Source organism: Phycisphaerales bacterium (assembly GCA_016716475.1).
In the GTDB taxonomy this organism is placed as follows: Bacteria; Planctomycetota; Phycisphaerae; order UBA1845; family Fen-1342; genus JADJWG01.
This window is the reverse complement of sequence record JADJWG010000002.1, coordinates 109,010-135,378: the sequence shown is the minus strand read 5'-3', so window position 1 is coordinate 135,378 and position 26,369 is coordinate 109,010. Positions and strand designations below refer to the sequence as shown.

Genomic DNA, 26,369 nt, shown 5'->3' with positions numbered 1-26,369 from the left:
GCCGATGCCCGTCAAGGTTCTACGAGCAGGTTGATCGGTCCGCGCCCCCGGCCCAGCCCCGGCGCGGACTGGATCGCCGCGGTGACGAACACCTTGGCCGCGGCCACGGCTTTCGGCAACGTCATCCCGAGGGCCAGGCGGGCGGTGATGGCCGCCGAGTAGGCGCAACCCGTGCCGTGCGTGTGGACAGTCGGTACGCGCGGCAGGGTAAAGTGCTGGAGGGTCCCATCGCACCACAGCACGTCCACCGCGGCTCCCGCCAGATCGCCGCCTTTCACGAGTACGGCCCGCGGCCCGCGGGCCCCGATGGCCGCCGCAGCGCGCTCCATGCTCGCGAGGTCGGTCACCTCCATCTCCGCCAGCGCGGCCGCCTCGAAACGGTTCGGCGTCACGACGGTAGCGAGCGGAAGCAGGCGCTCTCGCAACACCGCCACCGCATCCGGCGGCAGCAGCGGATCGCCGTGCTTGCTAACCATGACCGGATCGACCACCAGCGGGAACGTGAACTCCGCAGCGCGGTCCGCAATGGCCGCGATGAGCGCAGCGCTGCCGAGCGCTCCGGTCTTCGCGGCGCCCGGTGGAATGTCCGTGAGCACAGCGTCGAGCTGCTGCAGGACGAAATCCGGGGACAGCAACTGCACCGCAGCAACCGCACGGGTGTTCTGCACCGTGAGCAGCGTGACGACCGACTGGCCGTAGACCCCATGCCGATGAAAGGTCTTCAGATCTGCCTGGAGGCCCGCCCCACCCGAAGGATCGGAGCCGGCGATCGTGAGCGCCACCGTCTGCATGCCGTGAGACCTTTCACATTGCTGGGCGGTGGAGTACGCGACAAGCGACCGAATTCCTAGCGCCGCGCGACCGCCACCAATTCCGCAACTGTCGCGCGCAGCCGGTCCGTCCCCCCGAAGGTTACTCCGAGTGCGCGCAGTTTGCCGGTATCGATCTGATGTTGCGGATGCGTCTGGCGACCCTCGAGCGTGGCGCGCCCGCCGGACAGTTCGTTCGCAAGCTGCGCCACTTCGAACGCGCTGACGTAGCGGTCGTAGCAGTTGTAGGCCTCACCGGCGATCCCCGTGGCCGTCAGCAGGATGCTGACCGCCCGCGCCACATCGGCGGCATGCACTTCCTTCCCGCCGCGCTCGCACACCACACGCTCGCCGCGCACCACGCTACGCACTAGGTCGAACCAGCGGCTCTGTTCGACCGGGTGGGCCAGGCCATAGATACCCGTGGGGCGGAGCGAACAGATGTCGTAGCCCTGTCCGAACCCATAGCTGTGCACGAATTTTTCGAGCGCCGCCTTGTGGGCACCATAATGCCCGGTTGGCCAGAGCGGGTGGGCTTCATCCAGTGGCCGATCGGCGAGAATCCGCTCATGCACCGCGCACGTGGAAATGAAGATGAACCGGGGCACACCGGCAGCCCGCGCGGCTTCGATCAGTCGCAGCGTGCCGAGTACGTTCCGCTCGACGAAATGCAGCACGTCGTCGTCGCCCCGCTGCCCGTTCGACCGCAACCATTGCAGCGCACTATGCACGACGGCATCGCAACCCGGCACCAGTGCGGCACCGGCGGCCGGATCCGCCAAGTCGCCGGGAACCCACTCCACCTGCCCGGCCGGTAGGTCGTCCAACCCGCTGCGGTCGCTCGCCGGCCGATACCAGGCCCGGCAGGTATGCCCACCCGCGACCAACTCACGCAGGAGGTAGCGACCGAGAAATCCCGTTGCCCCGGTCAACGCCACGCGCATCTTCACCGCCTTCGGTCCGAACCGGTGGCCGCCCGGCTTGAGCGGCCGTGTGCGGGGCCGTGATGACTACCCGGGGGGTGCGAACGGCTGCACGGCATCCAGCACTTCCGCATGCTCCGGAAAACGCCCGACTTCGTGCTTGCTGAACACCAGCTTGCCGTTCACCCTAACGTCGAAGATGCCGCCGGCGCCCGCGATCAACTCCGCGTCCACACCGTAGACATCCTTCAGCTCGGCCGCCAAACTGGAGGCCCGCGGAAGGTAGTTTCACTGTTGGCAGTAGGTGATGGTGATCTTCATCGCCGCTCAACTCCTGATTGCATCGATCGGTACGTACTGCGGCCCCGGGGGCCTCGGTGTCGGTCGATGATAGTCCCGGTCCCACGCCCCGACAACGCGGCTGCCGGTAGGTGCACGGGGTACTTCTGCCAGGCGCGCGCTTGGCGACTCCCGGGCTGTCGCGGTATCCTCCCACAGCGCGTGCGGGCCCGTCCCTCGGGCCGTGGTACAGCCCGCGCCTGGAGGTAGCTCCCGATGCTGTCGACACGCCTGCCCAGTACCCTGCTCGCCCGCTTGTTGGGCGGACTCACCCTCCTCTGCGCCGGTGGCATCGTCACCGCCCAAGAGGCCCCGCCCGGTGGCGGCCAGCCCCCGCCGGGGCAGCCCCCTGATGAGCGCCGCGATGAGGGCCCGACCAACGTCACCATCGGCGAACCCGTGCCCTATCTCAGGGCCCAGCAGTGGGAGAACGTCTCCGGTACGCCGACACTCGCGGGCTTCCGCAGCCGCATTGTGCTGATTTTCTGCTTTGACACCGTCAGCGCCGCTGACAGCATCGACATCATGAACGCGGCGCACACCAAGTTCGGCAGCGCAGGCGTAGTGATCATCGGCCTGACCAAGCAGAAAAAGGAGCAGGCCGAAGGCGTCATCAAGGGCAAGGAAGTCAAGTTCATCGTCGGGTACGAAGCTGACACGGATCGCTATCGCATACCGGGACCCCCCTGGGTGCTCATGCTCGACACGGGCGGACGCCTCACCGACCAATTCCACCCCGGCTTTGATCTCGAGGGCAAGGTCCGTGCGCAGATGCGACGTACCCCGCCGGAGGGCACCGATGAGCAGTCGCTGCGTAACCGGATTCGCAAGGTGCGCGAATTCATGCTGCGCAAGGATCTCGGCCGGGCCTATACGCAGACCAAAGCGCTCGAGAAGCTGGTGACGAAGGAAGACGCGCTCGGCAAGGAGGTGGACGAGCTGCTCAAGGAGATTCTCGAAGCGACCAAGAAGTGGCTTGAAGAGGCCCAGGAATCCATCCGCGCCAATAACCAGGACGACGCGATCCGTATCTTGTCACAGATCAGCGTGCGATTCGAAGGGGAGGCGGTCCGCGGCGAGGCCGAGACCGAGATCGGCAAGATCATGGGCGATGCCCGCCTGCGACCGAAGATGCGGTCGGCTCTCGACAATGTGCGCGGGGAGATTCTCAACGACGAAGCCGGCGATCACGAGGCCAGCCGCCGTTACATCGAGGCCCTGCGGCTTTACCGGCGCGCGGCCGAGGAGTACGCCGGCAGCGATGCTGCCAAGGCCGCCGAAGAAGCGATTGACCGAATCAACAACGATCCTGAAGCGCTGAGTGCCATCACCAAGCTGCGTGCCGAAGAGGAGGCGGATCGCTGGCTCGACCTTGCCAACCGCTTCGCCCGCATCGAGATGTACACCCGTGCGCGGGAGCTCTACGACCGCATCCTCGACACCCACCCGGACACGCAGGCCGCCTCACGCGCCCGTGAGCGCCTCGCCAAGTTGCCGGAGGAGCCCGAGGAAGAGGAAGAAGTCACCCCGCTGGAACTGCCCGAGGATGAAGACGAGCAGTAGCGGGCTACACGACCCGCTCGGTAGTCGTGGTGAGGGATTCCTGCGCGCACACCAGCGCCAAGATCTTCCGATCCACCGTGGCGAGCGGTCCGTCCGGTGCGGCCGGATCAACCCAACGGGCCGGCACGCGGGCCCGCGCGAGGCGCCCGCCAACCGGCCAGCGCGCGGCATAGACCTCTAATGTAAGGTGGCGATGCGTGAATTGGTGGGTCACGACCCCGACCGCGCCACTGACGGGCACACAACACCCCAACTGCGTCGCCAGGCCCGCGCTCAACATCGTGACCGCATCCGCGCCATCCGCCAGTTCCACGGTCGGCAGGGTCCATAGCCCGGCCAGCAACCCTTCCGCCGGCCGCTGTACCAGCAGCAGCCCCGCCCGCCCCCGGATTGCAGCCGCGGCCGCGCGGACCGGGCGCACGCGTGTCCGCCCGGTCTTCACCGGCAGCGCATCCGACACTCCGGAAATTGTGGCCGCACACCAGCGCCGCACCGGGCAGTCCCCACAGTGGGGGCCACGCGGTGTGCAGACCCGCGCGCCCAGCTCCATGAGCGCCTGGTTGAAATCTCCGGGGGTGCGCGGCGCGACAAGCGCGGCGGCATGGTCCCACAGGCGCGCCTCAGTGGCCGGGTGGTTCACGGGTGCCGTGATTCGCAGCAGGCGCGCCAGCACCCGTTGCACGTTCCCATCGACTGCCGGCACGACTTCACCAGTGGTGATGCTCGCGATCGCGCCCGCGGTGTAACGCCCGATCCCCGGCAGCGCCTGCCAATCCGCAGCACGGGACGGCAGCACACCGTCCCGCTCCGCGACAATCTGGCGCGCGGCCCGGTGGAGGAGGCGCGCCCGGCGATAATACCCAAGCCCTGCCCAGCGCTCGAGCACGTGCTGCTCATCCGCAGCCGCGAGCCGGTACACATCCGGGAACACAGCAAGAAAGCGCTCGTAATAGGGAACGACGGTCTCTACACGGGTCTGCTGGAGCATGATTTCCGAGACCCACACGGCATAGGGATCACACGTCGCCCGCCAAGGCAGTATGCGGCGACTCCGCCGATACCACGCAAGCAGCGCGCGGCGAAAGGCGCTGCGGGCCGCCGGTGTCGCAAGATCCGGTCGTGTGGTGCGCATCACTGCGGCACATCCGCACCCGCCAGCGCCAAATTCGCGAACGCCAAACCCCGCGCGCGATAGTCTTCAAACTGGTCCCACGATGCGCAGGCCGGCGACAAGAGGACCACGTCGCCCACTTGGGCCCGCGCCCGACAGGCCGCCACCGCCACCGCCAGCGTACCACAATCCTCAGCGACACCGCCGGCCCGCGCGATCGCCACCGCCAGCCCCGCACCGGTCTTGCCGATGCAGGCGGCGAAGCGCGCCCGGCGCGCGACCTCAATCGCCAATGGCCCCAGATCGCTGCCTTTGTCATAGCCGCCGAGGATGACCAGCACCGGCCGCTCGAACGCGGCGAGCGCCGTCAGCGCGGCCTCCGGCGTAGTCGATTTCGAGTCGTCGTACCACGCCACCCCCTCGACCTCCGCCACTCTCTGCAAGCGGTGCGGTAGCGCCGCGAATGTCCGCAGGGCCGCCACCGCTACATCGCCCGGCACTCCCAATGCGTATGCGACGGTCAGCGCCGCGGCCGCGTTGAGCCGGTTGTGCCGGCCAGGAACGGCCAGCTCGAGGTTCGGCCAGGCGATGCGCCGGTCGTCGCAATCAACGGCGGCGGTGGATTGCTGGATGGCGCGCGGCCGATCGCCATCCAGGCCGTAGCGCCACACACCCGAGACGTCGCCGAAGAGCTGGTCGATCATGCCCCGCAGAACCGGTTCGTCGGCCATGATGATCGCGTCCCGCGCCGGATCCTGGTATCGCAGGATGTTCAGCTTGGCCGCCACATAGGCCGCGAACGTCCCGTGCCAGTCCAGGTGATTCGGTGTGATGTTGGTCAGCAACGCGATGTGCGGGCTCCAACGCACGAGCGGCGTGCGCTGGAGCTGGAAACTGGAGAGCTCCAGCACGACGAGGTCATCCGTGGCGATCTCCGGCAGCATATCCAGCAGCGAACACCCGATATTGCCCCCTACCCAGACCCGCCGCCCCGGTCGTGCCGCGGGTTCTTCGGCGGCGCACGCGACTCCGAGAATGTGGCCGGTCATCGCCGTGACCGTGGACTTGCCGACGCTGCCGGTGATCCCGATACAACGGGCGCGGCAGCGCTCGACGAAGAGGTTGATCTCGGTCGTCACACTTACGCCGGCCGCGTGAGCGCACTGCACGAATTCGGAGGTGTCCGGTACGGCGGGATTGACAACCACCAGGTCGACGGCCGCGAAATCCTCAGCAACGTGTTCACCCAGACGCAAGGTCACGCCGCGGCCGTCGAGGGCGGCGACGGACTCGGCGAGTGCTGCTGCCGGGGCCTTGTCGGTGACCGTCACACGCGCCCCCTGTGCTGCCAGCCAACGGGCGACGCCAACGCCACCGCCGAAGCGTCCAAGCCCCATCACGGTGACACGCTTGCCGTTCCAGTCGTCGCTCATAAAACGGTTCGACTCCTCGCCGCATCACGCGCCCAAGGTCGTGGGGATCCAAGACGCCGGCACACCGTCCTATCCCCCGACTCGCATCAGGGAGTCTCGGAAGTCGTCGCGCGGGAGCCGCGTGGAACCGGTATACTGCCCGCGTGCTCCGCGTCTCGGGGGACTGAATTGCAGGTACGTTAGGCGATGTCGAACGAGCTTTCCATCCGCCCGGCCGCACCCACCGACCGCGACACGCTCGCGGCCTACAACGTCGCCATGGCCGCTGAGACCGAGCACCGCCGGCTCGACCCCGCCGCCGTCCGCCGTGGAGTCGAGCGCGTCCTCGCGGAGCCCGCCCGCGGCTTCTACCTCGTCGCCGAGGTGGAGGGCATCGTTGTCGGCCAGCTCCTCGTCACCTACGAGTGGAGCGATTGGCGCGACGGCGACTTCTGGTGGATTCAAAGCGTCTATGTCGCCCCCGAGCAGCGTGGCCGCGGCGTCTTCCGCGCCCTGCACGCCGAAGTAGAGCGGCGGGCACGCGCCGTTGGACACGTCTGCGGCCTGCGGCTGTACGTCGACCGCGACAATGATCGCGCGCAGGAGGTATACCGCGCGCTCGGCCTGACCGCGACGGACTACGTGCTGATGGAGTGCGACTGGACCGCGACGCAGGACCGAGCCGTGCCCTAGCTGCATACGACTCGACGTATCGTATGGATGGCACTGTCGCCCATCGTCCTCGCAATCCAGTGTTTCCCCAACCGGGAGACAAGAGTCCGGGTCGTATATGCGGCCGCCGTCGCGAGCTGACGACTGGCCGATGATCTGCGCTATTCGCGCCTTCGCACCACTGCCGCCACCGCTGCGATGTGCGCCGGCGTCGTTCCACAGCACCCGCCGACCACCGTCGCCCCCGCCTCGATCCACTCCGCCACGCAGGCCGCATACGCTTCCGGTGTCGGGCGCTCTGCGATCGACCAGCCCCGCAGCGGCACCCGGTTGCCGATGTGCGCGTACGCCGCCAGCGGTACGCCCGTCAGCGCCCGCAGATGTGGCAAGAGTTCCGAAACACCTGCTGGCGGGATGCAGTTCAGACCTAGCGCGACCGGCCCCAGTGGTTCGACCGCACGCACCGCCTCTGCCAGCGTCTCCCCGCCGAGCAGCGCCCCATCCGCCCGCAGCATCAGCGACAAGCCGTACGCGAGCCCACGCTCCCGCGCTGCGGCCGCCGCCGCAACCGCCTCCCGCACCGTCCCGATCGTCTCAATCCATACCAAGTCCGGCTGCGCAAACGCCAGCCAGTCCGCCCACTCCCCATGCTCCGCCGCCAGCGCCTCCGCACCCGGCGTCCGCTCGGGGTGGTAGCAGTCCTCTACCGGGCCCACGCTCGCGGCGACCCAGCACGGTCGATCCGCCGCCGCCGCACCGGCGCGAGCCAGCGCGACCGCCCGCCGACACAGCTCCGGACCCTCTGCCGCGCTTCCGGCGGCCCGCAAGGTCCGCGGGTTCGTCCGAAACGTGTTCGCCACCAGCAGCTCCGCTCCGGCGCGGGCGTAGTCGGTGTGAATCGCGGCCACCACCGCAGGTGCGGTGCGAAGCGCGTGCGCGGACCACAGCGGCAACTCGCAGGGGATACCCCGCCGCTCTAGCTCGGTGCCGACCGCACCGTCGAGCACCAGCGGCCCGGCGCACAGGCGGTCTTCGAAACGCGGCACCACGCCGAGCACCTCCAGCTTGTGCCAGTCCACTTCCTGCCTGGCCGGAAACTGCGCGCTGGGCCGACCTTGATGCTTCCGTGGCACACACCGCCAGCAGCGTTATGATACCGCCCGGCGTGGCCGCCGTGCGGCGGCGCGCTACGACCCCAGCCCGTGGCGACAACAGCACATGACCAAGACCCTCCTGATCCGCGGTGGGCGGGTAATCGACCCGGCCCAGGAAATCGACGAGATCACCGACCTCGCCGTGCGCAATGGCAAGATCGCCGCGCTGGGTCGACGCGCCCCCGCCGATGCCGACGAGGTCATCGATGCCGCCGGCCTGATCGTCGCGCCGGGCCTGATTGACATGCACGTCCACCTGCGCGAGCCGGGCTACGAGGAAGCGGAGACCATTGAGAGCGGCACGGCTGCGGCCGCCGCGGGCGGCTTTACGGCCGTGGCTTGCATGCCGAACACCGAACCACCGCTGGACAACGATTCCGCCATCGAGTTCGTCCTGCGGCAGGCGGCCCGTTCCGCCCATACGCGCGTCTACCCGATCGGCGCCTTGACCGAGGGGCGGGGCGGGAAGGAACTCGCCGAAATCGGCCTCATGGTGCGGGCGGGCGCAATCGCCTTCAGCGACGACGGCAGCGGCGTGGCCGATGCGAGCGTTTGTCTGCGGGCGATGCGCTACGTCAGCATGTTCGAGCGCCTTTTCATCCAGCACTGCGAGGACCCCACCCTCTCCGGGCGCGGCGTCATGCATGCCGGTGCCACGGCCACGCGCCTGGGCCTGGCGGGCATCTCCGGCCTCAGCGAGGACGTGATGGTGCAGCGCGATATCCTGCTCGCGGCGCAGGCCGGAGTACGCTACCACGTAGCGCATGTCTCGACTGCGAACGCGGTGGCGATGGTGCGGGCGGCAAAGCAGCGTGGACAGCGCGTCAGCACCGAAGTGTGCCCTCATCATCTGCTGTTGACGGATGAGGCCTGCGCCGGCTACGACACGAATATGAAGATGAAGCCGCCGCTCCGCAGCCAGGCGGATGTCGAGGCGTGTCTTGCGGGTGTCGCGGATGGCACGATCGACTGCCTGGTCACGGACCATGCGCCGCACCTGGCAGAAGACAAGGAACACGAGTTTGCGGATGCGCCTTTCGGCATCATCGGCCTCGAAACCGCTGTGCCCCTCTTCGTCCGGGCGCTGATCGAGTCTGGGCGCATCGACTGGCCGCAACTGATCGCGGCGCTGTCAACCCACCCGGCCCGCCTGCTCGGCGTCACGGGCGGGACCCTGGCCGTCGATCAGCCCGCCGACATCGTGCTGCTCGATCCGGACCTGGAGTGGACCATTGCGGTCGGCGAGATGCGCTCGCGCAGTCGCAATACGCCGTTTGACGGCTGGCGGGTGCGATCGCGAGCGGTAGGCACGCTGGTCGACGGGGAGTGGCGCTATCGGCACGGGCGGCTGGCGCCGGCCTGACGGCGGCGCTGCACTTTCCACGAGCCCAGCCCCAGGATCATCAACGGCAGCAACGGAGCGAGGCCGGCTCCGCAGAGCGGTCCGCCGCAGCCCAGTTCGTCCGGGAATTCAACCATGCGATCGGGGAGGGTCGCATCCTCATTGTTGGGAGGCAGGTCTTCCGGACCGTGACCGTCGTCGTCACCGAGTGCCGGCGGAGTGGTGCCATCGCCCGCATCCCCGCCCGGAGGTTGGCCGCCGTCGCCGGGTGCACCGCCATCATCCGGAATATCGCTATCGCCTGGTTTCGTGGTGTCATCCTTCTTCGCGCAGGCATCGCCCGTGCCGTCACCGTTGCTGTCGAGCTGGTCCGGGTTGTAGACAGACGGGCAGTTGTCACACGCGTCGATGATGCCGTCGCCATCACTGTCGAGCTCGCACAGATCGGCGATGCCGTTGGCGTCACAATCCTCGAGCAGGCCGTCGGCCAGTTCGCATTCGTCGGGAATGCCGTTCCCATTGCAGTCGGAGCTCAGACCCAGGGCGATGTCGAGGTCGTCCGGAATTCCGTTGCCATTGCAGTCCGCTTCGCACTCATCCGGAATACCGTTGTGATTCAGGTCAAGCGAGTCGCCACTCGCAATATCGCATCGGTCGGGTCGGCCATTGAGGTTGCAGTCGTTCTCCCAACCCCTGAGTAGTTCGTAGCCATCGGGGTAGCCATTGTCATTACAGTCGGGATCGCAAAGGTCAGCGACGCCGTTGTCGTCGAGATCGGCGAGGTGTCCGAGTTCGATGTCACACTCATCGGGCACCCCGTTCTGGTCACAATCAGCGCTGAAAGCGTTCAGCAGGTCAATCTCATCATCCACGCCATTCCAATTGCAGTCGAGGACCCGCCCCCGGCCAGCGAATTCGAGGTGGAAGTCGCCGGTCGGTGTACTTTCAGTCGGCACCAGCGTGCGAAACTCGAGGGCCGCAGTGTACGCCCACGGTCGCAGCGGAAAAAAGCTCAACCGCACTTTCGCTATTTCCCCAGGATCGATCACCATCACCTGCGGCGCTTCGAGCAAGGCGAAGGAGGCCGGTCCATCGAACGTCAGCATCGATTCCCCCTCGAAGTAAACGGTCTGGTCCCCCCGGTTCTCCAGCCGCAGGTCGATGACGAGCGTATCCCCCACCCGCGTATCGGGTAGTCCCAGCACGGCATCGGTGGGGAGGACGGATGAGCCGATCACGACAACAAGTTCCGGTAGTTCGCTCGGCTGCGCATTCGCGCGCCAGGTTCCGATCGCTAGCAGGCCAAGCAGCATGACACTGCCGGCGCGCACGGAGAACCCAACCGGTGTCCAAGTACGTACAATCGGCCCGAGGAACATACCTGCGGAGCGCCGCCTCTCTCCAACCCTGCAACTCTGACATCAGCAAGGACGGCGCATGCCGTCCGAACAGGCGAATCCAGTATACCCGCACTGGTCAACACGAACAGCAAATGATCCGCCGAGAGCGGTTGCGCCACAAAGTTTTCTTAATCTCACCGGTAATGACTCAGGAACAGAAGGCCACACCCGCGGCTACGATCCGTCGCAAAAGCTCCCCGAGTACGCGCACCCCACCCCAACCGCCAAAGAAGATCAGGAGTGAACCGAAGAAAGCGTGCATCGTGAGCAACCAGGCCGCGATCTGGGGCAGCGGCGCACAGCGCAACCACAGCCGGCGGACGCGTCCCAGCCCCTGTTCCGGCTGCGCATCCCAGCGCTTTGTCCGATCCACCCACCCTTGATTGACCGCCACCATCAGGCCCATGAGGAGTCCCCACACGCCAACCTGCAGAATGAGCCGGTGCCAGATGCCACACAGGAAGAACGTGAGGCACAAATTGAGCGTGGCACGCTGCCGGTTGCCGCCCAGTGCGATGTAGACGTAGTCGCGCAGGATCAGTGACAGACTGATGTGCCAGCGCCGCCAGAAATCTCGTAGACTCGTGGCCAACCACGGCTGGTCGAAGTTCTCCACCAGCCGGAAGCCGAGCAGCCGCGAGCAGCCGACCGCAATGTCGCAGTAACCGCTGAACTCGAGGTAGAGCTTCAGCAGTATGAGCACGGGGCTGAGGTACAACAGCCAGAAACTCCCGATCTCCTCCGGGCTGCGCCACAGCAGGTTGTCCTGGCCAAGGTGAAATTCGTACCAGAGCAGTTGGGTCAGATAGGTTTTGGCAAGCAGGTTCTTGGCCAGCCCGAGCATGAGGCGCCCCAGGGCCGGCGGCACGTTCGCCCAGCACCGCTGCGCATGGCAGGTGTCCATGGCCTGTTGGAAGGGCGCGAAACGCTCGATCGGACCCTGGATCAGGGTCGGCGCGTAGCAGACATAGGCGAGGAAATTGAGCCGTGTACGCTGGGCGGCCGGCAGGTTCCCCCGCTTGATCTCCGAGAGGTAGTGCAACATGCGGACCGCGAGGTAGGCCGTCCCCACGAAATGCACATCCCAGAAGAGCGCGGCGAACAACCCCGGGACCGAACCAGCAGGCGCCCCGCCCCACAGGTACACAAACACCGGCTCCCAATCCCAGCCGCGCGCGCCCAGCGGGTAGACCCAGGGGAAGTTCGCATGCAAGGCCGTGTTCCAGGCCTCGGGCATTGAGACCTTCCCAAGCGCCATGGTCAACGCGTACCAACCGCCCACCACGCCGATCGCGGCCAACGGTGGGCCGATCTGGAGCACATCTTTGCGCTGTGCCTCGATCGCGAAGCGCTCGGCGAATGCGTGCAGCGCCAGGCACGTCAGCAGCCAGAGTCCCGCGTACAACGCACCGAACACGTAGGTGAGAAACAGGAGTGCGGTGACCACGACGCCGCGCCGCAGACCATCCCCTCGCAGCAGCAGCAGGACCGGCAACAGCGGCGCGCAGTAGACGACGAGGAAGTGCTCGGCGAAGAAACGGCTCAGCCAGAAACCATGCCAATCCCCCCAGGCAATGGGTTCGTAAGGGCCGGCGCGGACCGCCTCCCAGGTGAAGGTGAATTGCCCCAGCAATCCGGGCAGCAGAGCGGCGAGATGGGGAAATGCGGTCGCATCCATCGCGGGCGGTACTGTAGTGCCTCCCACACAGCGTGCAATGACCGGCGGTCAGCGCGCCAGGGGCAACCGCGCCCGCACGGGCCTGAGTACAAGATCGTAACCTTCGGAACCCACGCACTTGGCGGTGAGCCACTCACCCGGCTGGCCGGCCGTACCCGGTAGCAGACAAACCCCGTCGACCTCCGGGGCCTGCCCAGCGTGCCGCGCCACAACCGTTGCCCCGCGCACCTCGTCCACCACCACTTCCAGGGTCTCCCCCTTGCGCCTCCGGGCCGCTGCAAAGGCGATCTCCTGCTGCGCGAGCATGAGGCGCGCGTGCCGCTCCTGCTTCACCTCGGCGGGCAGGTGGCCCGCCATGCGGCCACTGGGCGTCTCTGCCTCGAACGAGTACTGAAACGCGCCGACCGCATCAAAACCGAAGTCGCGGACGAACTGCTCCAGATCGGCGAATTCGGCTTCCGTTTCCGTTGGGAAGCCGACGATGAAGGTCGTGCGAATTGTGACTCCAGGAATCCGGGCCCGCAGCTTCTCCAGCAGTTTCTCCTGCTGCTGCCGCGTGACGCGCCGCCCCATGGCCTTGAGGACCCGGTCGTGCATGTGCTGCAGCGGGATGTCGATGTATTTCACGACGCGGGCGCATTCGGCGATCGCCGCGATCATCTCGTCCGTGAAGATCGACGGGTACACATACATCAGCCGGATCCACTTCGCCGTCGCACAATTCGCATCGAGGTGCCGCAGCAACCCCGCCAGACCGGGGGCAAAACCGATATCCCGGCCGTAGCTCGTCGTGTCCTGCCCAATCAGGATCAATTCGCGTACGCCATCGGCCAGCAGTTCCTGGCACTCCGCCGTCAGCTCCGTCGGCGTCTTGCAGTGCAGTGGGCCACGAATGGAGGGGATCGTACAGAAGGTACATTTCTGGTCGCAGCCCTCGCTCATCCGCACGTAGGCGTAGTGGCGCGGGGTCAGCCGCAGCCGGCCCTGGTCCGACCAAGGCTGGGGGTGATATTCCCCCATGTAGCGATCCAGGGCCGCTTCCCGCTCGTGCCGCCAAACCGCGCGCACTACATCGTCGCGGTTATTCACGCCCACCAACGCATCGATCTCCGGCACCTCGCCCAACAACTTCTCGCCGTCGCGCTGCACCAGGCACCCGGCAACAACGATGCGCTTCAGTTCCCCTTGCCGCTTGCGCTCCGCCAACTCACGCAGGATTCCCAGCGCCTCCTGCCGCGAGGCCTCCAGGAAGCCGCAGGTGTTCACCACGATCGTGTCGGCCACACTTTCGTCCCCCGTCAGCACCGCCCCGGACTCCGCCAACTGCCCGAGCATCTTTTCCGAATCGACCAGGTTCTTCGCACATCCGAGCGATACAAACCCCACGACTGGCGGTGGTGCCGGTTGTGGCGCGCGGCGCCGGTTGGGTTGCGGCCGGGCGGACTGCGGCAGGGCCTGACTGCGTTTCTGACCCGCGGTATCGGGACGCTTCCTGGTGGTCTTGGGCATGATGGGACGGCCTATCCGGCAACGCTCCCGCCGCCGCGTACTCCGCGCGACACGCTCAGGGAGACCCCTAAGCCTAGTCCGCACCCCTGTCGCCAGCAACTCGCCTGGCATCACTCCGCCCGCAAGCACTCTACTCAGGTCCGGCAGACAGTGGTACACTTCCCGCGCTTTGCGGAGCGGGCGGGAAGCGCCTGCCAACGGGCCGGCGCGAAAAGATGGACACGCAAGGCGTAGCTTATGCTACAATGCTGCGCCCCGTGCGAACCGCGTTGGTCGCACCAGGACCCAGGGAGCGACATGACCACTCCGACCTCGACCGTATCCCCGCAGGCCGCGCCCCCCCCGCGTGCCCCGCGGCCGCTCCGTGCGGTTGCCGAGCGGTTGCTGATCATCGGTCTCGACGGTGCCACTTTTGATGTGCTGAATCCGCTGATGGCGGCCGGGCGGATGCCCCAGCTCCAGCGGTTCATCGCCCAGGGAACGGCCGGCGTGCTCTACTCGACAGAGCCCCCGATCACGCCCGCGGCCTGGACGACCTTCATGACCGGCAAGGGGCCCGGACGGCATGGCATCCTCGATTTCGAAACGTACGACGCTTTCAATCACTCGTTGACTTTTAACAGCACTTACGAAATTCGTGAAAAGACGGTCTGGCAACTGCTCAGTGAGAAGGGTCTGCGGGTGGGCAGCATCAACGTGCCGATGACCTACCCACCGAAACCCGTCAACGGTTTCATGATCAGCGGATTTGAAACACCCAGTGTGGACGCCCAGTTCACCTACCCGCCGGAGTTGAAGGAAGAAATCTTCCGCCTGCTCCCCCACTACGATTACCGCACCAATTGGCGCCGCACGGCCATCGGCCGGCTCGAACAACTCAAGGACAATCTCGACTACATCGCGGGCAGTTTTGACCAGGGCGTCAAGCTCACGACCCACTTCGGCGATCGTTTTGGCTGGGACGTCCTGATGGTCGTGTTCAAGCTCGTCGACAACCTACAGCACAAGGCCTGGAAGTACCTCGACCCGCGCTACTGCGAGCGCTACCCAACCGAGGCCGCACTGGCGGCGCAGTGTTTCACGAAACTCGACGAGGCCTGTGGCCGGCTGTTCGAGTACGCCGCCCAACAGCAGGCCACCGTGCTGGTCATGTCCGACCACGGGCACGGCAGTCTCGACGGCAAGGTGCAGCCCAACCTGCTACTCCAGAAGTGGGGCTATCTCAAGCTACGCAGCCCCTGGAACCAGGGTTGGACACGCGCACAGCACTGGTGGCACCGGCTGACAAAGGGCCGTGTCACTCGGTTCGAGCAGGGTAGCCGCGGGATCGAACGCGATTTGGCCGTGGACTGGAGCCGCACCCGCGCCTGCGTCATGCACGCCGGCATCTTCGGTTACCTGTATATCAACCTGCGCGGTCGGGGTCCGCATGGCATCGTTCCGGAGTCGGAGTACGAAGCGCTGCGCGATGAGTTGGCTGAGCGGCTGCGGCGCGCTACCGTGCGCCACCCCAACGGACAGTCCACCCCAGTCTTTCGCGCCGTGCATAAGGCCGAACAGCTATACCGCTGTCCGCGTGAGAACAACCCCAACCTGCCAGACCTGATGCTGTCGCCGCATCCCGGCTTGGCCGTGGTACGCAAAATCCGCGGCCTCCGTGCGGTCCGCTGGTGCCCTCTCGACCGGCTGGAGGGAACGCACCGCATGGAGGGTATCGTCGCGCTGGGCGGTCCGCTGGTGAAGGCCGGCGCCCGCATCCAAGGCCACATCGTCGATCTCACGCCGACCGCCCTGGCGGCGCTCGGATTGCGCGTCCCCGTCGATATGGAGGGCCGCGTGCTCACCGAGGCGTTCACTGTCGAGCCCGTCGTCGAATCCGAGCCGCCGGTGCAGATCGTGCGCAAGGCCGCCGAGCCGGTGTACACGGACGAGGAACGCCGCATCCTCGAGCAGCGCCTCAGCGATCTGGGCTACCTGGAATAGGTACGACGCGCTCCAATCCCCGCAGTTCCTCAAGCATCTGACCCAACACGCGGCCGACGCGATGAAGCGGCTCGACCGTTATCTCCGGCGCAGCCACGGTGCCGCGCACGCGGTATTGCACCAGTTCCTGGCCAGCCAGATCCACCAGCGTGCTGAGCAGCAACAGCCGGGGCCACCGTTCCGGTGGCGCCCCCCACAACGTCAGATCCAGCGTGTCCGTCTCGATGTCCCACGTTCCCGAGCCGACGAATCGCAGCAGCGGGCTGCGGATATCGATTCGCTCGCACTCGATGCGCGTACCCATCCAGCGGAACCGTACCGCGGCTTCGTCGAGTTCGTCGCCCGCTTCGGCCTGGGCAACCGTGAACAGGCGCATGATGACCGGCGTTCCAAGCAGTGCCGCACCACGCAGCCGCACGACGCCCCCGCCGCCGCACGTCGCGAGCGTGTTGCCCTGCCCGCGTAGCCAGATGTCCCCATCGATCCGGCCGCGCTTCGGTGGTGTACTCGACACCCCATCCGGCACCGTGGGCCAAAGCTCCGCGGCGGCCACATCGTGCAATTGCAGGAGCAGTTCGTAGGCTTCGGCCGGCGGATCGAGACGCAGACTGCCACGGACTTGGCCGCCGCAGAGTGTGCCGCGCAGACCAAGTAATTCCACACTCCCATCCCAGGCGGGATAGACCAGCCGCGTCTGCAGATCCTGGATCGCGCGACCCGCGATCCGCCCGGTCGTGAGTTCCAGCGTTGTATCGGTCGTTGCGAGCGTTCCTCCGGCAAACGTGGCTCCACCGGTCAGTTTCCCTACACAACGGTCCAGTGTGAGCCCCAGCCACAGCGAGCTGTCGCGGAAGTCCAACTCACCCGCCGCTGCCACCACCATCTCATCACCGTTCCACCGGAGGTGCAACCGGTCCAGACCAAGGTCAAACCGCGCGGTGAGCGCCAGTTTATCCATGAGTACCTGCACATCGGTGCGCCACGGCCGTACAGTGGCATCAACGACTACTTCGTGCGCTTGCAGCTTCCAGTCGAGTTCCCGGGCTTCACCATCCCAGCGCCCCGCCTCTTCCTGCCAGAGCCGCACATACCCGCCACCTGGTATGCGTGCCTGTGCTTGCGGAACGCGCAAGTGCTCCCTTTCCAGTTCGGCCGTCAGCTTCACGTCCCAGAGCTTCAGCGGCAGCCACGTCCCATGAAGGAATGCAGCGTATACCTGTGCCCCCAGCGCACTGCGATCCTGGTCCAGTGGCCACGACTGCACACGTAACGTGCCCGGCCCCGCGAATCCCAGCCCGGCCAACCAGTCGGCAGCAATTACCTGACCCAGCAAAGCACCCATATCGGCGGCGCTCGCATCCAGCAGGAACTCCACCCCACCCGCGGCGCTCCACCGCCCGGCCAACTCAGCGCGGGCGGGACCGGGCGGCGACGACTGCTCCAGCCCCAGGTCGCGCAACCGCTCGACGCCGGCGACGCGCTCCAATGTGCCCCGAACCACCTGCCACGATCCAGCCGCACTGCGCAGCACGCCGGTTCGTACCTCGGCACGGTAGTCGTCTTCGAAACCCACCAGGCCTGGCTGCGGCGCGCTGACCGACTCTTCCGCACCTTTCCCAGCGGTACGCCGCAAATGAGTCGTGGCATCCACGCGCCCTGTGAATTCATACTCCCCGCCACCAGGTAACTGCACCGCGCGCTCGACGGATAACCCGTATACCTCCACATCCACGTCGATTTCGCTGCCATCCGCGCCCGGCAGCACACGGCCTGCCAGTCGCAATTCCGCGTCGTTCCACCGCCCCGCCAGTTCCTCGATCTCCAGTCCATCCGCATCAATCCGCAGGCGCCCGTGCGCCTCCTCGATTCGGCTCCCGTCGCCCAACGCAAGCCCCGCACCCTTCAACTCCGTCGTAACCTGCACCTCCGGCAACAGCGGCCCGGTCTCGGGCGAGCCGGGCGGCCGACGAATCCTAACCATCGCGGCGCACGTACCGGTCGGTTCGGCCTGCTGCCACCAACCCTGATAACGCTCCGGCAGTGCGGCATACAACGCCGCATCCAATGGCACGGCACTCGCCCTTACTTCCAGGTCGAACCCCGTCTCACGCGACGTATCCGCAATCACCCCGGTCATCACCAACTCCGCCGAGCCACGCCGTCCGCGAAGTTCGAGCAACTCGATGCGCCCAGCGACCATGCGAATCAGCCCGGTCAGCTCCTCGACGCGGTACGGGAAGTGAACCACTTCACACGATGCACTGCGTGGCCGAACCTCCAGCTCCAGGCGTTCACGCACTCCCTGGGCGGCATCTTCTGTGTAGCCCGCTGGATGCAGTGCGAGTCGCAGGTCCACAGCGCCCGCAGGGGCATAGTCGCGGAAGAGTGCCTTGAGCGCACCTGGCAATTGGGGTGAACGTACGAAAGCCGGAAAGACCTCCGGGCAAGGTACCGGGATATTCATAAATTCGGCCTCGGCCGATGCGATCTCCGCTTCTCTCCAGGCGTACCATGCCGGAACGCGAACCTCGCTCTCGAACCGCCAATCCCCGGTGCGCCAGCGTCCGGCACCCCGCACCGACCACACACCCACCGCCCCGGTTGGCGCCCCACGGAAGCTGACCCTCAACTCGTCGACCTCACACGCCACGAACGGTCCTGCCACTGCACCGCGCGGCCAGCCACCTTCCTCCCCCTCCAGCGGCAACACAATCCGCCCATCTGTCCACGCCAACTCCGCGTCCGCCAGCGACCATCTTGGGGCGACACCGTCTTCATCCCCGGACCAGCGCCACGCAAGTTCCTCAATGAGGAGTCGGCCGGCGGGGGCGAAGCGCGGATACCAACGATCGTCTGCGTCGGCCAAGCGTGCGAGGAGCGTCAGGTCGCTTGCGAACCCCGAGATTTTCACCGTGTGCGTGTCGGCCTCCCACGCGCAGGTCATCTCCGGACCAGGCGAACTGAGGTCTGTCGCCGTGAAGAGGTAACTGCCTGCCCCCTGGGGGCGTCCATGCACACTCACCATCCGCCGGTGTGCGAGCCGCCCCTGCCCCGCCGTGACGTTGTAGATTCGCACGTCCGCATCCACAACCCGTATCGGCGGTAATTGGGGATTAGGTGACGCTTCGACCCGCAGTGCAGCGGAGAGTTCGACGGGTGGATCCTCGGAGGTGCGTGCCTCGGCCGGCAGACCGATTACGATGCGCACACCCGCCAGGCGCAACTCGTCGACTTCCAGCCGACCCCATATCAGCGCCGTCAGATTGAGGTTGATATCTACCTTCCCGGCCTGCACGAGCGGCGCGGCCGACCCTTCGACCATCACCGGCACAACCGTCCGTACCCCGGGATACGCCCCCAACGTCACGTCTTCAGCCCGAAGCACTCCCCACAGACTAAAGCGTACACGTCCCGCGTCGAGCCCCTCGAACCCGGCCGCCGCCAGGGCACCGAGCAGCTTCGCGCGCAGCGCGGCCGGTCGCGTAAGGTACAGGTAGCCCGCACTGCCCGCCACGATCAGCAGCAGCAGCAACCAGAGCAGCCAACGTCGGAATCTCCGCCATCGCATCCTGTTATTGTCGCGCGCCGTGGGCGCGACGTCATGCCCACACGCGCCACAATCGAGATTCAGTGCACCATCCGGCCCGGCGGCCGCCACTTGGAAGTGGCCCCCAATACAGCGGGCGAAGCCCAGAAGCTTCGCCCACTGCGAGGAACGCTTAGAATTGGCCGACGAGTCCTGAAGGATCGTGCGGCAATAGTGCCTTAGCGGCGGCGGATGAAGAGACCCGCCAGGCCGACCAGCAGCAAACTCGCCGGCTCCGGAACCGCCGTAATCAGGAAATTATCCAGCTGCAGGGTCATACCGAACGGCGCGGTACGGAAGTCCTTCACAAGGGCCAGACTCAGGTGCGTCAACTCGTTGCCACCAGTCTGCCAGAACAGCGAGCCGCCGTCACCGGCATAGGCCGTGTCAATCACATTGCCGTTGATCGAGGTAGTCACGCTCGGCGTACCGGCAAGGTTGAAGTCCCACACCATGTGGTAGGTGTTGTCGGTGGTGACGAGGACCGGAGGATCGAGCGTGTTCGACTGGGTGCCACCCTGGACCATGCGCGCCCAGTTGCCGTCGTTCCGCGTCTGGCCGAACTTGTTCGGAGTGTTGTCGAAGTCCCAATAAATGTTGTGGCCGTTGTTGCCGGTGAACGGCAGGGTCATGTCGAACTCGATCTTGACCGAGGTCCACGCCGTGAGGTCTACCGGATTCGGTAGAGTCAGGACCGCGCGGGATTCCTGCCGGAACGCGTTATCCGCCGGAACCGCGAAGACTTCGAGTTGCATGTAGGCCAGACCTTCGCCGTCATTGACGACGACCGGGACACCGCCCTGCTGCAGCCCGGAGCCCGCCCACTCACCTGTCAGGGGACCATTGGGCATTCCCGAGAAGTCCTGTTGATAGATCGTTACTTGCGCCGAGGCGGTGACAACCATCAAAGCCGCGACCAGAACTGCCAGCTTCTTCATCTCGCCATCCTCCAAAGAAATGCGTGAAGAGACATGGAAGGAGTTGCTATCGGTGTCGAATGGGACACTAGTGTCCTACCCGGAACCGGGTTGGTCACCGGTAGCAATTCTGGAGACACCCCTCCTGATCTCCTTCCTTGATACGCTGCTCATCTTACGCTGAACGCGTTCAAACTTCAATTGCCAGCACGCCTGACCTGCCAGAATCCACACGACTCGATCAGGGCGCAATCACCAGAATGACCGATAACCACGTCCAATCACACCGTGACAGAGTGACAGCTCTCCCAATCACCCTCCGTCTTTCGCAAAGAGATCGTGAGAGGGGCGTTCATCAAAGGATTCTCGCACCTCCCCAACCCAGCTCTGCAAGGGGAGGAGGGTTCAGATCGCTTCCAGACGGAAGTGGCAAGAGCCAACCTTAAAAAGTTCTTGTTTTCCGGTCCGGAAACCAGTAGAACTCCAATCCGAGCGACAACCCCGCGCGACGCTTCTTCGTAGCCGGCGCCGCGGTGCCTTCCCGACTATTACAACCTGTGGTTACCCGTGCGCGCACGGTTGACCGTATGGAGAGCATCCTGTGGGTCACTTTGCTGCTTCGCGAGCTCTCGGTGCCGGTACCCGTGTGCGCGTCCGTCGTCCCGGTGCGGTGCCGCAATTCTCGACCTGGGATGATGATGGCCAGCGTACCTCCTCAGCCGTGAAGCGCCGCCTCCAGACGCTGTTCTTCCAAGGCGATAAGCGCGTCCACGCGAGTGTGGTTTACGTCGCAAGTGAAGCCCTCCGGGAACGCCTCAAGTCCAAAGGGCACGTCAAGGTCGAACTGCGGGACCCCGCGGGCTCAAGCGTCGTCATCCTGGCGGAATTCGAGAATCTGACGGCTGCATAAAGCCCCGCATCCCCACAAAGTCCGGCGGGGCCGCCCTGCTCCGCCAGCGGTCAGCGCGCTATCGGCCGATCTGTACCCGGCGCCCGCGGGATGAGCACATATGCCGTAGTCCCCTCGCCCAACCGACTCTCCAGCCAGATGCGCCCCCCGTGCGCCTCAACGATCCGGTACGCCCGTGCCAAGCCAAGGCCACGACTGCGCCCCGCCGGTCGGTGCGAGAAAAATGGATCAAATGCCCGTTGCAGGACCGCCGGTTCCATGCCGGCACCGGTGTCCTCGATGCGAAGCTCGACCATATCCCGCTGCAGGGCCGGCTGGCAGCGCACTGTGATCACGCTCGCGCGCTCAACAACCGCTGCGACAGCGTTGGCGAGTAACTCCTTCAGCACCCGCGTGAGCTGTTCGCGGTCGGCCTGCACATACAGCGGCTCCACCGGTGACCGGCCGACTTCCGCCTGCCAGGCACGCCGCAGGCGCTCCGGATCGAGCTGCTCGGCAAGGACCAGCTCGTCGCAGACCCGCGCCGCCAGTGCCAGCAGATCAACCGGCTCCAACTTCGGCGGAAGGGGCCGGGCGAAATCCATCAGTTCACTGACGATGCCACTGCACTCATGCGCTTTCTGTGCAATGGTCTGCAAGGCGCGCTGTGCTTCCGAATCCTTTTCGCCAGCAGCGAGCATTTGGGCGCGGCCGGAAATCACGCTCAACGGTGTATTGAGCTCGTGTCCGGCCCCCGCGGCCATCTCCGCGATCATCGACAGGGTCCGTGACCGCAGCAGTTCGACCTGCATCTGTTGCAACCGCCGATTGGCCTCCGCCAAGCGCTCGGACAGCCGCTGGGCCGCGGCCTGCGCGTGCGCCCGCCCGAGTGCCAACCCCATACTGCGCAAGAAAGCCCGCAGCTCGTCCGCTTCCTGTGCGAGCAATTCGCGTTCATCGTGCGCGGAGGCGTAGACGACCCCGCCGAGGGTGCGACCCTCGTGTGCGATCGGCAACCACCACAAGGCGCCGTCGCCAAGCTGCCGGCCGGTCTCACCCAGAGCTTCGCGCAGTGCTTTCGGTACTGTCATTGCGAGGGCGTCGACACCAGCGCGCACATCGTCCAACGTCCGGCCCAGGGCATCGTCCAGGGGCTCGGTCCACCCCTGCCGGAGTTCAGGCGCGGCCATCGTTGCACACAAATCGAGCAGCCGCTCCTCGGCACGGCGCCCCAGTGCCAGCACTCTCGGACGCTGCAGTGCCTGGGCGGCGGCAACCGCCAGGGCTGCCACGACGGCGAGCGGATCCGCCCAGTTCTGCAACTGCTCTTCAAACAGCCCCAGCGCAACGAAGTACCGGGCCCCGACGGCAAGCTGCCGATTCCGCAAAAGCAGATCCTGATTCAGCCGGCCCAACTCGTTGTTCGCGCGCGTCATCGCCTGGTAGTACACCGCTTGCGGGGTGTCCGACGACAGGCCCAGCAGTCGCGCGTTCGCGGACACGTCCTCCGCCAAAGCGGCAACGACCGGTTCGAGCTCCGCAGCCCTGAAACCAAGGCGCTCCGCCAGCCGCGGCGAAAGCTCGTAGAAGATGTGATTGCCGGAGTATCCGATCCGCTGCTCGCGTGCCAGCGTATCCGCAAGCTGTACAAGTCCGATCAAGTGCGGCTTGGCTATGTTGACGGGCAGGGCATCGCCTGCCAGGTGGTGCAACCAGATTGTTTCCTGCAGCTCACGCGGCAGGCGCCAGCGTTCCGCCAGACGCCGTCCAGCCACGGTGTGATCAATGCCCAGCAATTCCCGCTCGTAATCCGCGATGTCGCCACGCGACTGGTTCGCTTGCTGCGCGATGCGCTCGTAGGCCTTCGGATACACCGCGTCGAGTGCAACCTTGCCCAGGTCGTGCAACAATCCGGCTACGAATGCATCCTCGGCGGCAGAAGCCGTCTCTGGGCGCAACTGGGCGAGCCGCCGCGCCGCCGACGCGACCGCCAGCGCGTGCTTCCAAAACTCTGCCCGGTCGAAGGCCGGCCCCGCCGCCGGATCTTCTTCGGCGGCGGGGAAGCAGCCGAACACGCTGGTGGCCAGGGCAATGCTGCGCAGGGCACCGAAGCCCAGTAACGGCACGGCTCGCTCGAGTGTGGTGACCTGGAACCGCACGCCGTTGGCAGCCGAATTCGCCACCGCCAGTATGCGGGCCGTCAGCGACTGGTCGCCGCGAATGAGCTGAACAACATCATGCGCATCGCTCTCAGCGAGGGCGGTGAGGTGCAACAGCTTGACGGCCACAGCCGGCAACGTCGGCAGACTGTCCAACTGGCTCAGGACACGTTCGGTTGAAGTGGGCTCGGTGGCTGGCATGCGGGCCTCAAACGCTCGTACGACCTTCATCCTACCGGCTGCCCACAAGCTCGGTGATGCGGTTCACCAGTTGCTGGATGCTGAAGGGCTTCTGAATAAAGTCGTCGGCGCCATCAGACAGCAGTTCTTCCACCCGTTCCCGATCGATCACACCCGAGACAATGATAATGCGCACATCCCGCAGCGACTCGTCGTTACGAATGCTCCGGCAGACGGCGTTTCCATTGATGTCCGGCAACATGTAGTCCAGCACAATGGCATCTGGACGGAACTCACGCGTCTTCAGCCCGGCATCAAAGCCGGTGGCCGCGGTCCGCACCTCGAAACGCCCGTCGCGCTCGAGCAATTCAACCAGCATCTCGACGATGGCCGGATCGTCGTCCACTACCAGCACACGGGTTTTACCCGTTTCGAGCTGGTCGAGGGGGATATTGTGCTCTTTCATGAATTGGATGAGCGCATCCCGCGGGATCCGGCGGAAGCGCGACCCCGGCACCCGGTAGCCCCGCAGGCGACCGCTGTCGAAGCAACGTATCACCGTTTGCTGGCTGAGGTTACAAATTTCCGCCACCTCGCCGGTGGTGAAAACGTCCTTCAGCGGAACCACATGTTCACTCTCTGTCTGCGCCATCGAATACCCCATAGGTTTCCCAGACTACCCATATTAACAAATATAGCACGATTGCGCGGTCTTGGCAAGCTGTTCGATATTCGGAACTCACAATCTGCCCATCGGGCGCGGTTCCGAAGGAACTTTCTGCGCAGTTTGCGGATTTCGCCCCGCGCCTTCTCACGCCCTTAGCCGAAAGTTGCGCTTCCACCCCGACCCCACTCGGTGACTACCCCGCCGTTCGTCGCCTTTCGAGCGCTGCCATGTGTACGAGCAACAGACTGACATCGGTGGGCCGGATGCCGCTGACCCGGGCTGCCTGCCCGATGCTACGGGGTCGCACGGCCTCCCACCGTTCCCGGGCCTCAAAACGAAGCTGTGCGATACTGTGGTAGTCTAAATCCGGCGGTAACAACCGCTCCTCCATCGCCCGAGATTGGGCAATCACTTGCGCCTGCCGTCGGATGTACCCCTCGTACTTCAACTCTACCAGCACCCGCGACCAGACATCGGCGTCCGCTGCAAGAGATCGTAATTCTGGCAGCGCCGTGCGGAAACGCTCTCCATCCTCCTCCGGCCGGGCACAGCCACTCCGCGACCGAACGACCGTCGAACCGAAGTATCCCAACCAGTGCAAGCAATTCGGCGATCCGTGTGCGCCGGCGTTCGAACCGCAGCCAGCGCTGGTCATCCACCAGTCCGGTTTCCCTCCCAATGGGAGTCAGCCGTTCATCGGCATTGTCTGTGCGCAGATGCATGCGATGCTCTGCGCGGGAAGTGAACATGCGGTACGGTTCGATCAGCCCGCGCGTGACAAGATCATCGACCAGCACCCCAAGGTACGCCTGGTCACGTCCCAGGACCACGGGGGCCTGCCCGGCCACGAACCGCGCCGCATTCAGCCCGGCGAGCAAACCCTGCCCAGCGGCCTCCTCGTAACCGCTCGTCCCGTTGATCTGACCGGCGAGGAACAGTCCGCGTACGGTCTTGGTCATGAGCGTCGCGTCGATTTGCTCCGGGGGGACGAAGTCATACTCGACCGCGTAACCCCACTGCACGATCCGCGCCCGCTCCAAGCCCGGAATCAGCGCGACCATCTGCGCCTGGATGTCGCGTGGCAACGACGTACTGATGCCGTTGATGTAGATCCGCGCGCTATGGCGCCCCTCGGGCTCAAGGAAGATCTGGTGCCGGTCCTTCTCCGGAAAGCGCAACACCTTCGTCTCGATACTCGGGCAGTAGCGTGGGCCGGTGGACTCGATCTGCCCGCTATAGAGCGGCGCCCGCGCCAGGTTGGCGCGAATCAAAGCATGCACCGCAGGGTTCGTGCTGGTATGCCAGCAAACGATCTGCGTCTGTGTGATCCGCTCGGTCAGGAACGAGAACGGCACGGGCTCCGCGTCGCCGGGCTGCTCCACCAGTCGGCTGAAATCTACGCTCTCACGCGCCACCCGCGGAGGTGTACCGGTCTTCAAGCGACCCAGCCGCAGCCCCAATCCTGCGAGGGCGGTACTGAGCCCGTTCGCAGCGGCCTCGTCAATGCGGCCACCAACCGTGCGATCCTCCCCTGTGTGCATGAGTCCGCGGAGAAACGTGCCCGACGCGATGACAACCGCAAGGGTGGTGAGGTGCTCGCCGTTCGAGAGCTCGACTCCTGTGATTCGCCGATTCTCGTGGCCACAGCTTTCCGACTGCAACGCTTCAACACCAGCCGCAAGAATCACGAGATTCGGGCAGGTCGCCAAGCGGGCTTGCAGGGCCAGCGGGTACCCGTGGCTATCCGCCTGCGCCCGTGGCGACTGCACGGCCGGTCCCTTTCGCCGGTTCAGCATGCGGAACTGGATGCCGGCCTCGTCGGCGATGAGCCCCATCAGGCCGCCGAGCGCATCCACCTCGCGGACAATCTGCCCCTTTCCGATCCCACCGATGGCGGGGTTGCACGACAGCCGGCCGATCGCGGCCGGATCATGTGTAATGAGCGCGGTGCGGGCGCCGACGCGAGCCGCGGCCCAAGCGGCCTCGGCTCCGGCATGCCCACCCCCAACAACAACGACATCAAACGCACGTGCCATCACGGGGAGATTGTACGCACAACCGGCAGGTCAGCGCGAT

Annotated in this window: 18 protein-coding genes and 1 pseudogene; 5 read left to right on the top strand and 14 right to left on the bottom strand. The window is 65.7% G+C overall.

Going from position 1 to position 26,369, the window contains the following annotated elements; translation table 11 throughout:
- Positions 1-11 precede the first annotated feature (11 nt).
- The 3 genes from thiD to IPM18_08090 form a co-directional block, all read right to left on the bottom strand.
- Entirely contained in the window at positions 12-791 is a 780-nt protein-coding gene (thiD, locus tag IPM18_08100) for a bifunctional hydroxymethylpyrimidine kinase/phosphomethylpyrimidine kinase (protein ID MBK9119549.1), read from the bottom strand.
- A gap of 56 nt (positions 792-847) precedes the next feature.
- Positions 848-1,753: an NAD(P)-dependent oxidoreductase gene (locus tag IPM18_08095; GenBank protein ID MBK9119548.1), complete on the bottom strand. Its 906-nt coding sequence runs from the start codon at positions 1,751-1,753 to the stop codon at positions 848-850.
- Between the two features lie 66 nt (positions 1,754-1,819).
- A complete protein-coding gene (locus IPM18_08090) occupies positions 1,820-1,996 on the bottom strand; it encodes an Rdx family protein (GenBank protein ID MBK9119547.1) in 177 nt (58 codons plus the stop codon).
- Positions 1,997-2,287: 291 nt separating this feature from the next.
- Between IPM18_08090 and IPM18_08085 the strand changes: the two genes are divergently transcribed.
- Complete coding sequence (locus IPM18_08085) at positions 2,288-3,634, top strand: hypothetical protein (GenBank protein MBK9119546.1); 1,347 nt, start codon at positions 2,288-2,290, stop codon at positions 3,632-3,634.
- Positions 3,635-3,638: 4 nt separating this feature from the next.
- Here IPM18_08085 and mutY read toward each other — a convergent pair whose 3' ends face one another.
- A complete protein-coding gene (mutY, locus tag IPM18_08080) occupies positions 3,639-4,766 on the bottom strand; it encodes an A/G-specific adenine glycosylase (protein MBK9119545.1) in 1,128 nt (375 codons plus the stop codon).
- Positions 4,766-6,178 carry a UDP-N-acetylmuramoyl-L-alanine--D-glutamate ligase gene (gene murD / locus IPM18_08075; GenBank protein MBK9119544.1) on the bottom strand — a complete coding sequence of 471 codons (1,413 nt, stop codon included), beginning with the start codon at positions 6,176-6,178 and terminating at the stop codon, positions 4,766-4,768. The genes mutY and murD overlap by 1 nt, the downstream gene beginning before the upstream one ends.
- Before the next feature lie 186 nt (positions 6,179-6,364).
- Between murD and IPM18_08070 the strand changes: the two genes are divergently transcribed.
- Positions 6,365-6,850: a GNAT family N-acetyltransferase gene (locus tag IPM18_08070; GenBank protein MBK9119543.1), complete on the top strand. Its 486-nt coding sequence runs from the start codon at positions 6,365-6,367 to the stop codon at positions 6,848-6,850.
- A gap of 140 nt (positions 6,851-6,990) precedes the next feature.
- Here the strand turns inward: IPM18_08070 and IPM18_08065 are convergent, their stop codons facing one another.
- The gene (locus IPM18_08065) at positions 6,991-7,962 is read right to left on the bottom strand and encodes a homocysteine S-methyltransferase family protein (GenBank protein ID MBK9119542.1); all 972 of its coding nucleotides are present in this window, start codon (positions 7,960-7,962) and stop codon (positions 6,991-6,993) included.
- An 85-nt stretch (positions 7,963-8,047) separates the two neighbouring features.
- On the opposite strand from IPM18_08065, the gene IPM18_08060 reads away from it, so the two are divergent.
- Positions 8,048-9,346 (top strand): dihydroorotase, encoded by a 1,299-nt coding sequence (locus IPM18_08060; protein ID MBK9119541.1) that lies wholly within the window; start codon positions 8,048-8,050, stop codon positions 9,344-9,346.
- On the opposite strand, the gene IPM18_08055 is transcribed toward IPM18_08060, so the two are convergent.
- The 3 genes from IPM18_08055 to rimO all read right to left on the bottom strand — a co-directional run bounded on the left by IPM18_08055 (position 9,316) and on the right by rimO (position 13,912).
- Complete coding sequence (locus IPM18_08055; GenBank protein MBK9119540.1) at positions 9,316-10,656, bottom strand: thrombospondin type 3 repeat-containing protein; 1,341 nt, start codon at positions 10,654-10,656, stop codon at positions 9,316-9,318. The two genes, IPM18_08060 and IPM18_08055, sit on opposite strands and share 31 nt — an antisense overlap.
- Before the next feature lie 217 nt (positions 10,657-10,873).
- On the bottom strand, positions 10,874-12,403 hold the full coding sequence (locus IPM18_08050) for an MBOAT family protein (protein MBK9119539.1): 1,530 nt from the start codon (positions 12,401-12,403) through the stop codon (positions 10,874-10,876).
- A gap of 48 nt (positions 12,404-12,451) precedes the next feature.
- Positions 12,452-13,912, bottom strand: coding sequence for a 30S ribosomal protein S12 methylthiotransferase RimO (rimO, locus tag IPM18_08045; protein ID MBK9119538.1), 1,461 nt, complete (start codon positions 13,910-13,912; stop codon positions 12,452-12,454).
- Positions 13,913-14,209: 297 nt separating this feature from the next.
- On the opposite strand from rimO, the gene IPM18_08040 reads away from it, so the two are divergent.
- Complete coding sequence (locus tag IPM18_08040; GenBank protein MBK9119537.1) at positions 14,210-15,895, top strand: alkaline phosphatase family protein; 1,686 nt, start codon at positions 14,210-14,212, stop codon at positions 15,893-15,895.
- On the opposite strand, the gene IPM18_08035 is transcribed toward IPM18_08040, so the two are convergent.
- Together IPM18_08035 and IPM18_08030 are read right to left on the bottom strand one after the other, a co-directional pair.
- Positions 15,870-19,463 carry a hypothetical protein gene (locus IPM18_08035; protein MBK9119536.1) on the bottom strand — a complete coding sequence of 1,198 codons (3,594 nt, stop codon included), beginning with the start codon at positions 19,461-19,463 and terminating at the stop codon, positions 15,870-15,872. The genes IPM18_08040 and IPM18_08035 overlap by 26 nt on opposite strands.
- A gap of 197 nt (positions 19,464-19,660) precedes the next feature.
- Entirely contained in the window at positions 19,661-20,419 is a 759-nt protein-coding gene (locus tag IPM18_08030) for a PEP-CTERM sorting domain-containing protein (protein MBK9119535.1), read from the bottom strand.
- Between the two features lie 580 nt (positions 20,420-20,999).
- On the opposite strand from IPM18_08030, the gene IPM18_08025 reads away from it, so the two are divergent.
- The gene (locus IPM18_08025; GenBank protein MBK9119534.1) at positions 21,000-21,308 is read left to right on the top strand and encodes a hypothetical protein; all 309 of its coding nucleotides are present in this window, start codon (positions 21,000-21,002) and stop codon (positions 21,306-21,308) included.
- 50 nt (positions 21,309-21,358) lie between these two features.
- Here IPM18_08025 and IPM18_08020 read toward each other — a convergent pair whose 3' ends face one another.
- The 3 genes and pseudogenes from IPM18_08020 to mnmG form a co-directional block, all read right to left on the bottom strand.
- Positions 21,359-23,677 carry an HDOD domain-containing protein gene (locus tag IPM18_08020; GenBank protein ID MBK9119533.1) on the bottom strand — a complete coding sequence of 773 codons (2,319 nt, stop codon included), beginning with the start codon at positions 23,675-23,677 and terminating at the stop codon, positions 21,359-21,361.
- Between the two features lies 1 nt (position 23,678).
- Entirely contained in the window at positions 23,679-24,245 is a 567-nt protein-coding gene (locus IPM18_08015) for a response regulator (protein ID MBK9119532.1), read from the bottom strand.
- Positions 24,246-24,486: 241 nt separating this feature from the next.
- Positions 24,487-26,329, bottom strand: a pseudogene (gene mnmG / locus IPM18_08010) (tRNA uridine-5-carboxymethylaminomethyl(34) synthesis enzyme MnmG).
- Positions 26,330-26,369 lie beyond the last annotated feature (40 nt).

What these genes read in the sequence shown, in the direction of transcription:
- rimO (MBK9119538.1), bottom strand. Translation starts at nt 13,912, where the DNA reads ATGCCCAAGACCACCAGGAAGCGTCCCGATACCGCGGGTCAGAAACGC.
- IPM18_08050 (MBK9119539.1), bottom strand. Translation starts at nt 12,403, where the DNA reads ATGGATGCGACCGCATTTCCCCATCTCGCCGCTCTGCTGCCCGGATTG.
- mutY (MBK9119545.1), bottom strand. Translation starts at nt 4,766, where the DNA reads ATGCGCACCACACGACCGGATCTTGCGACACCGGCGGCCCGCAGCGCC.
- murD (MBK9119544.1), bottom strand. Translation starts at nt 6,178, where the DNA reads ATGAGCGACGACTGGAACGGCAAGCGTGTCACCGTGATGGGGCTTGGA.
- thiD (MBK9119549.1), bottom strand. Translation starts at nt 791, where the DNA reads ATGCAGACGGTGGCGCTCACGATCGCCGGCTCCGATCCTTCGGGTGGG.
- IPM18_08095 (MBK9119548.1), bottom strand. Translation starts at nt 1,753, where the DNA reads ATGCGCGTGGCGTTGACCGGGGCAACGGGATTTCTCGGTCGCTACCTC.
- IPM18_08035 (MBK9119536.1), bottom strand. Translation starts at nt 19,463, where the DNA reads ATGCGATGGCGGAGATTCCGACGTTGGCTGCTCTGGTTGCTGCTGCTG.
- IPM18_08070 (MBK9119543.1), top strand. Translation starts at nt 6,365, where the DNA reads ATGTCGAACGAGCTTTCCATCCGCCCGGCCGCACCCACCGACCGCGAC.
- IPM18_08040 (MBK9119537.1), top strand. Translation starts at nt 14,210, where the DNA reads ATGACCACTCCGACCTCGACCGTATCCCCGCAGGCCGCGCCCCCCCCG.
- IPM18_08060 (MBK9119541.1), top strand. Translation starts at nt 8,048, where the DNA reads ATGACCAAGACCCTCCTGATCCGCGGTGGGCGGGTAATCGACCCGGCC.
- IPM18_08020 (MBK9119533.1), bottom strand. Translation starts at nt 23,677, where the DNA reads ATGAAGGTCGTACGAGCGTTTGAGGCCCGCATGCCAGCCACCGAGCCC.
- IPM18_08085 (MBK9119546.1), top strand. Translation starts at nt 2,288, where the DNA reads ATGCTGTCGACACGCCTGCCCAGTACCCTGCTCGCCCGCTTGTTGGGC.
- IPM18_08030 (MBK9119535.1), bottom strand. Translation starts at nt 20,419, where the DNA reads ATGAAGAAGCTGGCAGTTCTGGTCGCGGCTTTGATGGTTGTCACCGCC.